At 52.2% G+C, this 12,509-nt stretch carries 15 protein-coding genes; 9 read left to right on the forward strand and 6 right to left on the reverse strand.

Annotated elements, in window-relative coordinates; genetic code table 11:
* Positions 1–106: 106 nt before the first annotated feature.
* From ABJI30_RS07630 to ABJI30_RS07640, 3 genes are all read left to right on the forward strand, one after another.
* Entirely contained in the window at positions 107–904 is a 798-nt protein-coding gene (locus ABJI30_RS07630) for an SDR family oxidoreductase (protein WP_348016587.1), read from the forward strand.
* Between the two features lie 88 nt (positions 905–992).
* Complete coding sequence (locus tag ABJI30_RS07635; protein WP_348016588.1) at positions 993–2,261, forward strand: nucleoside transporter C-terminal domain-containing protein; 1,269 nt, start codon at positions 993–995, stop codon at positions 2,259–2,261.
* Positions 2,262–2,292: 31 nt separating this feature from the next.
* The gene (locus ABJI30_RS07640) at positions 2,293–2,898 is read left to right on the forward strand and encodes a CDP-alcohol phosphatidyltransferase family protein (protein ID WP_348016589.1); all 606 of its coding nucleotides are present in this window, start codon (positions 2,293–2,295) and stop codon (positions 2,896–2,898) included.
* Between the two features lie 21 nt (positions 2,899–2,919).
* Here the strand turns inward: ABJI30_RS07640 and ABJI30_RS07645 are convergent, their stop codons facing one another.
* The gene (locus tag ABJI30_RS07645) at positions 2,920–5,070 is read right to left on the reverse strand and encodes an FAD-dependent oxidoreductase (RefSeq protein WP_348016590.1); all 2,151 of its coding nucleotides are present in this window, start codon (positions 5,068–5,070) and stop codon (positions 2,920–2,922) included.
* 100 nt (positions 5,071–5,170) lie between these two features.
* Positions 5,171–5,584: a cupin domain-containing protein gene (locus ABJI30_RS07650; RefSeq protein WP_348016591.1), complete on the reverse strand. Its 414-nt coding sequence runs from the start codon at positions 5,582–5,584 to the stop codon at positions 5,171–5,173.
* 200 nt (positions 5,585–5,784) lie between these two features.
* Here ABJI30_RS07650 and ABJI30_RS07655 point away from each other — a divergent pair, with 200 nt between their 5' ends.
* The 6 genes from ABJI30_RS07655 (at position 5,785) to ABJI30_RS07680 (ending at position 9,507) form a co-directional block, all read left to right on the forward strand.
* Entirely contained in the window at positions 5,785–6,924 is a 1,140-nt protein-coding gene (locus ABJI30_RS07655; RefSeq protein ID WP_348016592.1) for a diguanylate cyclase, read from the forward strand.
* Between the two features lie 146 nt (positions 6,925–7,070).
* Complete coding sequence (locus tag ABJI30_RS07660) at positions 7,071–7,610, forward strand: helix-turn-helix transcriptional regulator (protein ID WP_348016593.1); 540 nt, start codon at positions 7,071–7,073, stop codon at positions 7,608–7,610.
* A gap of 51 nt (positions 7,611–7,661) precedes the next feature.
* Entirely contained in the window at positions 7,662–8,018 is a 357-nt protein-coding gene (locus ABJI30_RS07665; protein ID WP_348016594.1) for a hypothetical protein, read from the forward strand.
* Positions 8,019–8,076: 58 nt separating this feature from the next.
* A complete protein-coding gene (locus tag ABJI30_RS07670; protein ID WP_348025427.1) occupies positions 8,077–8,520 on the forward strand; it encodes a hypothetical protein in 444 nt (147 codons plus the stop codon).
* Between the two features lie 8 nt (positions 8,521–8,528).
* Entirely contained in the window at positions 8,529–9,074 is a 546-nt protein-coding gene (radC, locus tag ABJI30_RS07675) for a DNA repair protein RadC (protein ID WP_348016674.1), read from the forward strand.
* 55 nt (positions 9,075–9,129) lie between these two features.
* Entirely contained in the window at positions 9,130–9,507 is a 378-nt protein-coding gene (locus ABJI30_RS07680; protein WP_348016596.1) for a MarR family transcriptional regulator, read from the forward strand.
* A gap of 13 nt (positions 9,508–9,520) precedes the next feature.
* Here the strand turns inward: ABJI30_RS07680 and ABJI30_RS07685 are convergent, their stop codons facing one another.
* The 4 genes from ABJI30_RS07685 to ABJI30_RS07700 all read right to left on the reverse strand — a co-directional run bounded on the left by ABJI30_RS07685 (position 9,521) and on the right by ABJI30_RS07700 (position 12,496).
* Positions 9,521–9,706 (reverse strand): hypothetical protein, encoded by a 186-nt coding sequence (locus tag ABJI30_RS07685; protein WP_348016597.1) that lies wholly within the window; start codon positions 9,704–9,706, stop codon positions 9,521–9,523.
* Positions 9,703–10,671, reverse strand: coding sequence for a flagellar motor protein MotB (locus ABJI30_RS07690; RefSeq protein ID WP_348016598.1), 969 nt, complete (start codon positions 10,669–10,671; stop codon positions 9,703–9,705). The genes ABJI30_RS07685 and ABJI30_RS07690 overlap by 4 nt, the downstream gene beginning before the upstream one ends.
* A gap of 2 nt (positions 10,672–10,673) precedes the next feature.
* Entirely contained in the window at positions 10,674–11,537 is an 864-nt protein-coding gene (gene motA, locus ABJI30_RS07695; protein ID WP_348016599.1) for a flagellar motor stator protein MotA, read from the reverse strand.
* Between the two features lie 110 nt (positions 11,538–11,647).
* The gene (locus ABJI30_RS07700; protein ID WP_348016600.1) at positions 11,648–12,496 is read right to left on the reverse strand and encodes a flagellin; all 849 of its coding nucleotides are present in this window, start codon (positions 12,494–12,496) and stop codon (positions 11,648–11,650) included.
* Between the last annotated feature and the right edge of the window lie 13 nt (positions 12,497–12,509).

A 12,509-nucleotide genomic window follows, 5' to 3' on the forward strand; every position in this document is an offset into this window, starting at 1 on the left:
TTTCTGTGCCGATTGAAAGCAGCGCAATAGCCATATTGAGAGTGGTATCTGCTCCACCGGCTTCTAGAATTGGGGACAAACAGAACAGCAAACAGGAGCATGGAATATGGGACGTCTCGACGGAAAAAAAGCGGTAATTCTTGGCGCAGCCGGTGCCGGTAACATGGGGCAGGTCATTGCCCAGCGCTTTCGGGATGAAGGAGCCGACGTACTCGTCGCTGGCCGCAAGGAAGACGAACTCAAGCGTTTTGCCAACGAATTGGGCGGTCATTATGCTCTGTGTGACCTGACCAATGAGAACGATATTCAGGCCCTCGCCGACGCCGCGACCAGCAAGATGGGCGGTGTGGACATTGCAATCAACGCGACTGGTCTCGGTTTTCTCAAGCCATTTCTCGAAAATACACGAGAGGAATTGCAGATGATGTCCGAGCTGCAACTGGTCGGGCCATTTCAGTTCTACCAGGCGATGATCAAAGCCATGAAAAACGGCGGTTCGATCATTCAGATCAGTTCGGCAACGGCAACGATCATGCTGAATGACCATGCTGCCTATATGGGTACCAAAGCGGCGACCGATCATATTATTCGCTGCGTCGCCCATGAATTTGGCGATCAGGGCATAAGGGCCAACAGCATTTCGCCAGGCTTGACGCGGACTCCGATGACAGCTGGCGTCGATCAGGTGCCTGGCCTGGTCGAATCGTTCGAGGCGCGCTACCCGCTGGGACGAATCGGAACTAGCGAAGACATTGCGTCTGCCGCTGTGTTTCTCGCAAGCGACGAATGTTTCATGACCGGCGAAAATCTGCAGGTGAACGGCGGGCTGTGCCTGCGCGGCAATCCAACTCGCAAGGATCAGGAATTGATGATGGGAGCCGTGGCCGCCGCCGCATCATCCTGAGGGCCGGTTTCCCGAAATCACGGTTGGCGCTATCGGGAAATTCCGGCATGGTGGTGCATTAATCCACCGCGTCTAGGAATTATCGGTCGTGATCCAGTTTATTAGTCAGTTTCAAGGCCTGATCGGTATCGGTTTCATTCTGGCCGTCGCCTGGTTTATTTCTGAAAATCGCACCGACCGACCGGGCTGGCGCTGGATTGCCGGTGCGATCGCGATTCAGTTCATACTGGCGATTGTCATCGTTCGCATTCCGGTGATCTGGGACATAATTGGTCTTGCCAACAATGGTGTGCAAGCCATTGAACGGGCCACGCTGGCGGGCTCAAGCTATATGTTCGGTTATGCCGGAGGCGCGGATGTACCGTTTGTGCTCAAAGAAGGCGCCGCGCCGCCATTGATTATTGCGTTTCAGATCTTGCCGCTGGTTATTGTTTTCTCCGCGCTCGCAGCATTGTTCTGGCATTGGCGGATCCTTCAGCTGATCGTGAAAGGCCTGTCTTGGGCACTGCAGAAAACTCTCGGCGTGAGCGGCGTGGTCGGGCTGAGCGGCGGTGCAAACATCTTTCTCGGCGTGGTTGAATCGCCGCTTGTTGTCCGCGCCTATTTCGAACGCATGAGCCGTTCAGAGCTGTTCATGATCATGGTTCTCGCGATGTCGACTATTTCCGGCGCAATCCTCGTTCTCTATGCATCCACGTTGGAAAGGACCGTACCCAACGCAGTGGGCCACATGATTTCGGCATCGCTGATTTCTCTTCCGGCAGCCATTTTGCTGGCCCGGTTGATGGTTCCCGGCAGCGGAACCACGAAAACCGACAGCAAGGAATCCGGCCTGAAATATGAAAGCAGTTTTGACGCAATAATCCGCGGCACAATGGATGGTGTACAACTTTTTCTGGCGGTCATCGCCGTGATCATCGTGATATTCGCTTTTGTGGCGCTGATCGATCAAATTCTATCGGTTTTGCCCCTGGTATCGGGAGAGGTGCTGAGTCTCAAACGGATATTTGGCTGGATCTTTGCACCGTTGATGTGGATGATTGGCGTGCCGTGGGATGAATCGGCGGCCGCTGGTTCCTTGATGGGAACCAAGGCGATTCTCAATGAATATGTTGCCTATCTCGAACTCGCGGCGCTTCCGGGCGATACATTCAGTGTCAAGGGACAGCTGATTGTTGTTTACGCGTTGTGCGGTTTCGCCAATCTGGCCAGTGTCGGGTTGATCATTTCTACAATTGGAACACTGTCCCCGAGCCGCCGGGCCGAAGTTGCCGGTTTGGGGATGAAGAGCTGGTTTGCCGGGAATTGTGCGACCGCAATGACGGGTGCAGTGATTGGGATTATCACTTGGGCATGAATATGGATCAGCAACCGGAGGATGGGCGATAATGCTTGATGCGAAGATCCGCCCGCTGATCGATCCCCCGTTAAATGCAGCGGGCAGGGCGCTTGCCGGAATGGGTTTTTCGGCAAATGGCGTCACGATACTCGGTCTTCTGGTTGGGCTTGGCGGCGCAGTTGCGATTTTTTTCCATCTATATGGACTGGCCTTTGCGCTCGTTTTGGCGAGCAGGATTCTGGACGGATTGGACGGTGCAATAGCCCGTGCGACTAAGAAAACGGCTTTTGGCGGTTATCTGGATATTGTCTGTGATTTTATATTTTACGTATCTGTACCCCTGGCATTTGGCTTCGCCGATCTTGAGAATCTGGCCTATGCGCTGATGCTGGTATCGGCCTTTACGGTTACCGGAATCAGTTTTCTGGCCTTCGCAGTGACCGCTGCAGAGCAAGGAAAAAGCACTAGTGCCCATGGTCAGAAGAGCTTCTTTTACAGCACCGGGATTGCGGAAGGAACCGAAACTATTGCCGCCTTCCTTTTGATGTGTCTTTTCCCAACATGGTTTTCCTACATAGCAGGAACCTACGCTGTCTTGTGTGTGATCACGGTATTCCAGCGCAGCCTTCTGGCGCAGCGAACCTTTCGTGACTGAGCAGCAGATTGGCCAATTTCCCTAACTTCTCGCCCATTTAAAATAGCGTTCGAGGAGATTGAGTGCCCATTCCGGTTTGTGTTTCTTGCGCCATTCACCAGCCACAAATTTGTTCGCTTCGCCCATGGTCGGATAGGTATGAATGGTACCCAGAATTTTCCCGAGACCCATGCCGTGTTTCATCGCGAAGGTAAACTCGGTGAGAAGCTCTCCGGCATTTTGCCCAACAATTGTAACCCCCAATATCCGGTCTTTGCCGGGCGGGGTCAGGACTTTTACAAATCCCTGCGTGGCGCTCTCGGCAATTGCGCGATCCAGATCATCCAGTTCATATTTGGTGACTTCAAACTGGACACCTTCTGACCGGGCTTGCTGTTCATTCAACCCGACATGCGCAATCTCCGGATCGAGGAACGTTGTCCAGGGCAGATGTTCGTAACCGGGCTTGAACTTTTTAAACTGCCCGAACAACGCATTGACAGTCGCGAACCAGGCCTGGTGTGATGCATTATGCGTCAGCTGATACGGGCCTGCAACATCACCGGCGGCATACATATGCGGGAAAGTCGCCTGAAGGTGCTCGTTGGTTACCAACGTGCGACCCGTTTCAATACCCAGTTCTTCTAGTCCATATCCCTCCAGTCGTGCGGCCCGACCGACGGCGATCAAGAGATCATCAAAGGGCAGTCGTTCCTCGCCATCGGCATTTTCGACGACAAGATATTTGGTACCGTCGCTGATCTCCGTGCGCGTCGCTTTGTGACCAAAGCGCAGATGAACGCCCGAAGCCTCGAGCGACTGTGCGGCCACGGCAGATACGTCTTCATCCTCAATTGACATGACCCGGTTACCCATTTCGACCAGTGTGACGTCTGACCCGAGGCGAGAGAATGACTGGGATAGTTCACATCCTATGGGCCCCCCGCCAAGAACGATCAGCTTGCCGGGTGTTTTGTCACGTTTCGCCATCTGTTCCCACAGCGTGTCGCTGGTCAGATAGCCGGTTTCCTCAAGGCCCGGCAGCGGCGGGACAAACGGACGTGCGCCGGTCGCCAGAACAATGGATCGTCCAGTCAGTTTACGTTTTTCACCATTTCCCTTGTCGATTTCTACCGTCCATGGGTCCACCATTCTGGCATAGCCCTTTACCACATCAACTCCCATACCTTCGAACCTCTCAACACTGTCATGTGGTTCAATGGCAGCGATGATATCTTCCACTCTTTTAATGACAGCGGGGAAGGAAAATTCCGGCTCGGCAGATTTCAGCCCATATTGCTCTGCATGCCGGATCTGGTCAGCCACTTTGGCGCTTTTGATGAGGGCTTTGGAAGGGACACAACCATAGTTGAGGCAATCACCACCCATTTTTCCGGTTTCAATCAATGTCACCTTGGCTTTAATGGTTGTGGCAATCACCGCGGATACCAGCCCGGCTGATCCTGCACCGATCACGATGACGTTGCGATCGAAACTGCGGGGCCTGGACCAGCCCTTGTAGATACGCCGCCGTTTGAAAAGTGCGATAATCGCCTTGGCAATCCAAGGAAAAATGGCGAGTAAAACGAACGAGCCGATGACGGGCAGCGAGAATACTTCGCCAACAGAATTGACCTGTGAAAGCTGCGTACCGGCATTCACGAAAACGATAGTGCCCGCCAGCATCCCGATCTGGCTGGCGAAAAAATATGTCCAGACCTTCATCTTGGTCAAACCCATGAGCAGGTTGATCATGAAGAAGGGAAAAGCCGGCACTAGACGCATAGACACAAGATAGAATGCGCCATCGCGCTCGACGCCTTCGTTGATCTTTTTCAGGCGGGATCCAAACTTGTCTTCGACCCAGTCACGCAACAGATAACGGGACGTAAGAAAGGCCAGAGTCGCGCCGATGGTGGATGCGAACGATACGATTACTGTGCCGACAATGACGCCGAATATCGCACCGGCTGCGAGCGTCATGATTGCCGCTCCGGGGATAGAAAGAGCCGTTACGGTGATATAGATGCCCAAAAATGCCGCAATGACGAGAATGGCGTTGCTGCGGTAAAAAGCGTCGATACTTTCCTGTTGGGCTTTGAGGACTTCGAGATCCAGATAGCTGTTCAGGTTAAAATGAAAAATGGCCCAGATGATGATCGCAATAACTGCGACAAGGATTAGCTTTTTCATTGTGTGACCTGTGCCTCTTTTTGACTTCTTTGCCGGTTCGTCGAGCTGGCATAACGGGTTACAATGCATCCGTCGATCAGGTCTTTTGAAATTGGCTTGATCAATCCTCCGGCTCCCAGCCGGTCGCGGCAAGCTCGAAATTAGCAAATTCAAATGCCGGTGCAACGGTGCAGCCTACCAATGTCCATTCCCCCAGACTTCTGGCTGTTTGCCAGTGCCCGGCGGGAACCGTAATCTGGGGTTTCTGATCTGCTCCGAGGTCGATTCCCAACACATGGGATCGCCGTGAGGCTTTGCCGCTAGATATCTCGAGTGACAGGGGCGCACCGGCGTGAAAATGCCAGATTTCCACGCTGCGATGGACGCGGTGCCAATGTGATGCCTCACCAGCTCGCAACAGGAAGTAAATTGCGGTCGAGAATTCGTCACGATGAGATTCAACAAAATGTCCGCCTTCAGGATGCGGCTCCATATTGAGAAACCGGATGATGCTGGTTGCGGGGACGTCATTCATCAGAAATTCCTTGTTTCGCAGGCCGTCGGCTTATTCGTGAAAAACACCGACATATTCGCCTAAGTAACTGATATAAATAGATATAAGTTGATATTAACTGAATCAGGCTGTCTGTGTGCAAAAAACTCTAAAGCGGGGCAGATGTCTGCCGTAAACTATAGTGAACTTCACACCAGACCGAAAACTGAAATGAACCTACTATGACATCTGCATCACAAAATTCCCAAGGCACACTGGCTTCTCTGGCAGGACAGTTTGTTTCCGTATTTGGCAAAGACAATGATCGACGACAAACAGTCGCATCAGAGCAGCCGGCTGAAAAAGAGGAAAAACAAAGCGAGATTGATCGCATTGCCAGTTTCCTGACTTCGGTTGATCTGGAGCCCACGCCAAAAAATTATTCTCTGGCATGGGAATATCATTTCGGAACGAATTTCGCACTGCGCTGCGCGACGGAGGATATTTTGTCGCGCGTTGGACATATTACGTCCGATCAGGTCGACGAACTGATGGCGAAACACAGCGAGGCCATGAGTTCTGACGGAATTCAACAGCTCGTCAAGGAAGGTAAAGACCTGATCTCGACCGGTGAAAAGACGTTGAGCAAATCTCGCGATGACAGCGCGGAATATGGTGTTGCCTTGCAGGAAAGCCTGGATTCAATGGATCCCGATGACCAGCAATGGGCAACCCGTTTTGAATCCTTGCTGCAGATCACCAATGCAATGGTTGATCGTTCCAAAAAGGCCGAAGAAAAACTCAAGACCGCCAGCAAGCGTTTGAGTTTCATGAGTGAGGAACTTCAAAAAGCCAAGGAAAGCGCGGATATAGACCAATTGACCGGGCTGCCAAACCGCCGTGCTTTTGAACGCCATTTCTCGATTGCAGTGGAACGGTCCAACAAGCATGCCAGCAATATGTCTGTCGCTTTCATTGATATTGATCACTTCAAAGACATTAATGACACGCATGGACATGAAACCGGTGACCGTGTTCTGGTAGAAATTGCCAAGCAACTGAACAAAATGTCAAACGGCCGTTGCCATGTTGCGCGCCACGGAGGTGAGGAGTTTGTGATCCTCTTTGAGGGCAAAAATGCAAGCGAGACCAAAGAAATCGTCGACAATTGTCGCGAGCACACGGCAAATCGGTCCATGACAAACCGGGAAACAAAAAAACCTATCGGAGCCGTGACATTTTCGGCCGGTATCGCAAGCTTGAATGAAAAAACAAGCGCGCGGGAATTGCTGAGAAATTCGGATATTGCACTCTATTTTGCCAAAGGTAATGGCCGCAATCAGGCGGTCATATTTGACGATATTCCCGCTCAGGAAGAGTGAACCGCACCGGAATATTGGATAATCTGACGGGGCTTCACTTCGAAGTCGCAACTCGCACAGGTTTTTCGACTGTTTTTCCGATTCTTAGTCATCAGTTTCGAATCGGACTTCTCCTGAGGTGTAATTTCGGTTAACCTTATCGGACGATGGGGCAACCGAGCATAGAAAAACTGACCGAGAAAGAGAAAGTCGTATTGCGGCTGCTTCTGCGTGGCTATGACGCGAAGACGGCAGCCTATGAACTCGACATTACTCCAAACAGTGTCAATGAGCGGCTCCGTTCAACACGGCGAAAGCTCGGCGTAACCAGCAGTCGCGAAGCCGCTCGTTTATTCGCTGCAAGCGATAGCGAAGACCCCAAATTTTTTGGGTACAAAGAAATTGGTATTGCTGAAACGCCTGATTCTCCGCCAATCCATGCTTTGTCTGAACAACAGGCAAAAATTGGGCAAGACGATAACATGCCTTCTACACTGCGGGAAATGCAAACCCCTTACGAGTTTGCACCGCTCAATAGAAGCATGGCCTGGTCTATCCCTTTTCTGAGACAGGGAGATGTCGGCAACGATCTGAGCAAGCGCGAGAGAATTAAAGCCATAGCCGATATTACGGCAAAGCTCGCTACGACCTTTGCTTTGATTTGCCTGGCAGCTGTCCTCATCAGCACGCTTATCAGCCGGACCTGATATCTCCTGAAACAAGCGGTTGTCGATCGACTGGCGGCGCAAGGAGTATCTATGTTGAACGAACGAAAAAGAGCAGCAGCCCCCGTTGCGAAAAGCATCAACGAAGTTGAAGCATCCCTGAACGCCACCATCAAGCACATGGGAGAGTTGATGACCAACATCGCAATTGCGCGCATGGCCCCGGGCACGCTAATGCCCCTTACCGCTGGCATGGATGCGTCCGAAAAGCTTCTGGATGCCGCAGCGACGGTGACTCAAAGCTATCGGACTGTTGTTGAGGCCCATGCAGACCTGGCGCAAGACCAGGCAGATATTGGCCTCAAAACTGTTGGTTGGGGACCGCACGAATGTCCCCCATTGCAGGCAGAGAAAGAGGAAGAGCCCGCACTTCAACTGCGTGCTGTGTAAACTGACTGAATAATGGTCATGCCTTGACCCGGCCGTCAAACTTTGGTCGGATTGGGGCATGATCATAATTCAGCTTTTCTATGTTCTATTTTTGGCAATTTGCGCATCCGCACTGGTTTGGGGAGGCAAGCCAGAAAAAGCAGCGGTACTCATACTGGTACCGGGATTTTTACTTTCGATGCTTGCAGTTTCTCCGCTGTCGCAACGATTTGCAAATGTAGAACTTGGATTATTTTTGGTTGATTCCGCCATGTTGACAGCATTTGTCATTCTGGCGCTAAATGCAGAAAGATACTGGCCCCTATGGATGAGCGCCATGCAAGCAATTCAAGTGATTTCACACTTGCCCATAATATTCATCCCCGAGTTGCTTCCTCAGGCTTATGGGGCCGTAATCGGAATCTGGAGCTATCCCATGCTCGCTCTGCTGGGGATCGGAACCTGGCGTCATCGGCAGAGGCTGAAAAAATTCGGGGCCGACAAATCCTGGAGCAACTTTTAGCCTCGACGCTGGTTGAAAACGCAACCGGATTGGCGAGCGACCTGCTTGATCAATACGGGTCACTATCGGCGGTCCTGGTGGCCAGTGCGGAAGCGGACAATGATGATCCGCGAACGGCTTTCCTCGGCCTAGTACAGGCCGCGCTGGTCGAATCGCTGCGATCAAAAATTGAAGGTCGACCAATTATATCGCGCTCAGCGGACCTCATTCAATATCTGAAAGCGGAAATGGCCTATCTTGATACCGAACAGGTTCGGGTTCTGTTTCTCAATGTGAAAAACCATCTGATGTGTGACGAAGTGATGGGGCGCGGGTCCATATCAGAGGCACCGATTTACCCGCGTGAAATATTGAAGCGAGCAATTCTTCTGAACGCTTCTGCCATTATTCTGGCTCATAATCACCCATCCGGAGATGCCACGCCCAGTCGCGCGGACATATTGGCGACACGACGCCTGAAAGGTTCGGGCGAAGAACTCGGCATTACAGTACATGACCACGTCATTTTGTCTTCGAGCGGTTGGTCGAGCTTGAAAGAACTGGGGTATTTATAGTGATACCATCAGTCGAGAAAATTCGAATTTCACATCCGTGGGGGGTAGGGTTCAGATGAAAAACAGGGGGACACAAGAAGCCGCAACACTGGCTCAGTTTGCGCGAAACCTGATTTCCGACCGACGAAAAAGGGAAGCACTTTTCCCGCCTTTGCTGTTTTCGGATCCCGCCTGGGACATGTTGCTGGATTTGTTCGCTTCTGAAGCCGAAGGCAAGAAAATCAGCGTGACGAGCCTTTCCATTGCGTCGGCTTCGCCGCAAAGCACAGCCCAGCGATGGATTGATACGCTGGTCGACAAAAAGCTGATCCTGCGAGAGCCGGATCCGGCTGATCGACGCAGGATTTACGTCCGGCTGAGCAATTCGGGATACCAGAATCTATATCAGTATCTCGACGAAATTAGCGGGCAGTGGGGATTGTTTCAGAAATAGACTGACAAACCGACTATTCCGGATCGGCCGGGTTCCCCGCAGCTTGTCTGCGTAATCTCAGCGTGCAGATTGCCTCATCCAGTTTTGCAGCGGGAAGATAGGCCTGTGCCCCATCCAGCAAATGCAGTGCTTCTTCCATAAGGCTATCAGCCTCGGACAACAGGGATTGCCGGTCTTGCGAGGGATCAGAACTTGTCATGGTTGGCCTCCATTACCGGCTTGCAGTGCCGAAATTTGTCCTAGGGGAACCGGTTTTCTTATGACCTCCGGTCTTTGTGTTCCTGCAATGGCTGGCCGATTTCCGTTATTTCTCCAGGCCAGTGTCACGGCCATGCGGCGATTGCGGGAATCATATTTGTCCCTCGGATTAAATGGTTCGCGGTCAGCCACGCCTTCAATGCGAGAGAACCGACGTGCCGGAACAGCGTTCATCAACAAGGCTGTTCGGGTTGCTTCTGCGCGCGCCGTTGACAATTTCCAGTTGTTCATTGTCTTGCCGGACGCATAGGGCAAACTGTCCGTATGTCCGCGAACGATGATGTTATTTGGCAAGTCGATCACAGCTTTGCCGATTTCCCGGATCAACTGTTCGGCCTTGGGGGTCAGAATGTCGGTGGCAAGCATGAACATGGAAAAGTCAGACTGATCGACCATGTTGATTCGAAGTCCGTCTTCCGTTTCAACAAAGCTCAGGTTCTTGTAGAGATTGGCGCCGGCTTCGGTTTGCTCAAGTCGCTCCTTGAGTATCTTTTTCAACTCTTCAAATGCTTCACGGTCCCGGTCGATATCGTCCTTGCCTCCGCGATCATTGGTTCCCGTCGCATCACGGGGAATTGTCATCGAGCGGGTGCCGGTTTGGGAAGCTTTGGTGGGATAATTGTCTTTGGACATGAGTGAGTCACCGCCGAACATGCCGTCGGAACCCGCGCTTGCCTGTTTCATTTCGACAAGCGTCGGCGTGAAATAGTCAGCGAGTGCCTTGCGCTTTTTCTCGTCCGTCGCACCAAGCAGCCACATCATGAGAAAAAATGCCATCATTGCGGTCACGAAGTCAGCATATGCGACTTTCCAGGCACCGCCATGGTGTCCTCCATGGCCTTCCTCGATAATCTTTTTGACGATGATCGGTTGCGGCGGGGGTTCGTTCTTTGCCTTTGCAGCCATGTCTAGCGTCCCCTCATGCCATCAAACACTTCGGCAAAGGCGGGCTGATTTGAATGGGCCAGGCTGGAACGCGCTGCTTCGATGACAAGTGGCTGAGGATGGCCGTGCAGACTGGCAATGATGATTTGCTTGACCATCTGATAGATGGCGGCATCACTCTCAATAACCTGTTTGCAGCGGTTTGCGAGCGGACCAACAAGTCCATAAGCCAGCAAAACGCCCAGAAATGTTCCGACGAGAGCCGAGCCAATCATTGCGCCCAGTACATCAGGCGGCTGATCGATCGCGCTCATGGTTTTGACGATACCCAGAACGGCGGCAACAATACCCAGTGCCGGCAGGGCATCTGCCAGGCCCTGAAGATTATCAGCCGGTTCAATTACTTCGTGGTGATGGGTCTTGAGGCCATTGTCCATGACATCCTCGACGGCATGAATATCCAGAGTCCCCGAAGAGATCACAACCAGCCGCAATGTGTCTGCGATCAGGTGGACGAGCGTTTCATCTTCCAGCAACTTTGGAAACTCGCCGAAAATCGAAGAGCTTTGCGGGTCCTCGATATGAGGCTCGACAGCGACCGGACCGTCTGTTCTCAGCAATTTCATCAGCTTTGATACGAGAAAAATGCAATCGAGAAAGTCCTGCTTTACGTATCTGGGGCCTTTGAACACCTTGCCGACGCCGCCCATCAGCGCTTTGAGCTTGGGACTGGAGTTGCCGATAATCAGCGCGCCCATGGCACCGCCGCCGATAATTGTCATCTCGACAGGCAGGGCTTTCAGCACCGGGCCGATATCGCCGCCGGATACAATAAACCCGCCAAATACGGTGACAATCAGGACAACTAGGCCAATAGCTGGAAACATATGTTCTTTCCGTTCAGACGAATGCGGCGATCACGGCGGATCACTGATATGGTTTATGGTTCATTAGGGAAGAACGGCATTTCCGGCTGTTCCTTTAGGCAAAGTTGCGGTTACCGGAGATAGTCAAAAAGGGTTTGCTGTTCGATCTGGCCGTAGACGGCTTGCGCGGCCTGCAAGTTCACCAAGAGCGATTGAACTTTTGAAATTGTCTCGCTCAAATCCGTGTCTTCGAGGGCGGAACGCCGCTCGGCGAGATTAATGCTGTTATCCTGGAGATAGATTTTTGCGGTCTCCAGGCGATTGCCGATAATCCCTTGTTGTGCGACCTGATTGTTCATGTGGTCCTGCACTTTGTCGAGTGGATCCAGTAATGCAGTGCGGTCCGCCGTATCTCCGCTGCGTACTGCTGCGATGATATCGGTAATGACGGTGTCAAAATCGGCAACAGCTCCGTTGCCAATCGGGATATCTTCGGTCACGGTTTGAATACTCGGGGACGAGACAACCAAAATGTTCTCGTTAATCGGGATCTGAAGCGGTTCGCCATCCTGAAACAAGGCGCCACCAAAACTATCCTGTGCGGCGAGACTGTCGTTGAACGTTGCCAGCAAGCCCTCCATCTCGATTGCGATGGTTTCCCGGTCAATCGGTCCGAATGTGTCGTTATTGGCCTGAATCATCAGTTCCCGCATGCGGATCAATCCGTTGGAAATGGAATCAAGCGAAGTCTCCGCACTGCTGGCACGCGTTTCGGCACGACCAATATTGGACATCCATGCGGCTTCATCCGATTGTCTTCGGGCGATGGTTGAAATTTCGAGCCAGCTTGCGGGATTGTCCGATGGCTGATCGATTTTGCGACCGGTTGCCACTTCTTCCTGTTTTTCTGATATCAGACGGGCAATATCCAACTGCTGTTGCACTTCTTGCGGGGCACGATTTCGGTTTATGGATTCCATGGCTTCACTCTTG

The sequence above is a fragment of the Parasphingorhabdus sp. genome (genome assembly GCF_039968395.1).
GTDB lineage: Bacteria > Pseudomonadota > Alphaproteobacteria > Sphingomonadales > Sphingomonadaceae > Parasphingorhabdus.

Excerpts from the sequence above, each read along its gene's own strand:
- ABJI30_RS07685 (WP_348016597.1), bottom strand. The coding sequence starts at position 9,706 with ATGACAAGTTCTGATCCCTCGCAAGACCGGCAATCCCTGTTGTCCGAG.
- ABJI30_RS07650 (WP_348016591.1), bottom strand. The coding sequence starts at position 5,584 with ATGAATGACGTCCCCGCAACCAGCATCATCCGGTTTCTCAATATGGAG.
- ABJI30_RS07670 (WP_348025427.1), top strand. The coding sequence starts at position 8,077 with ATGATCATAATTCAGCTTTTCTATGTTCTATTTTTGGCAATTTGCGCA.
- ABJI30_RS07700 (WP_348016600.1), bottom strand. The coding sequence starts at position 12,496 with ATGGAATCCATAAACCGAAATCGTGCCCCGCAAGAAGTGCAACAGCAG.
- ABJI30_RS07660 (WP_348016593.1), top strand. The coding sequence starts at position 7,071 with ATGGGGCAACCGAGCATAGAAAAACTGACCGAGAAAGAGAAAGTCGTA.
- ABJI30_RS07640 (WP_348016589.1), top strand. The coding sequence starts at position 2,293 with ATGCTTGATGCGAAGATCCGCCCGCTGATCGATCCCCCGTTAAATGCA.
- ABJI30_RS07680 (WP_348016596.1), top strand. The coding sequence starts at position 9,130 with ATGAAAAACAGGGGGACACAAGAAGCCGCAACACTGGCTCAGTTTGCG.
- ABJI30_RS07630 (WP_348016587.1), top strand. The coding sequence starts at position 107 with ATGGGACGTCTCGACGGAAAAAAAGCGGTAATTCTTGGCGCAGCCGGT.
- ABJI30_RS07665 (WP_348016594.1), top strand. The coding sequence starts at position 7,662 with ATGTTGAACGAACGAAAAAGAGCAGCAGCCCCCGTTGCGAAAAGCATC.
- ABJI30_RS07690 (WP_348016598.1), bottom strand. The coding sequence starts at position 10,671 with ATGGCTGCAAAGGCAAAGAACGAACCCCCGCCGCAACCGATCATCGTC.
- ABJI30_RS07655 (WP_348016592.1), top strand. The coding sequence starts at position 5,785 with ATGACATCTGCATCACAAAATTCCCAAGGCACACTGGCTTCTCTGGCA.
- ABJI30_RS07645 (WP_348016590.1), bottom strand. The coding sequence starts at position 5,070 with ATGAAAAAGCTAATCCTTGTCGCAGTTATTGCGATCATCATCTGGGCC.
- motA (WP_348016599.1), bottom strand. The coding sequence starts at position 11,537 with ATGTTTCCAGCTATTGGCCTAGTTGTCCTGATTGTCACCGTATTTGGC.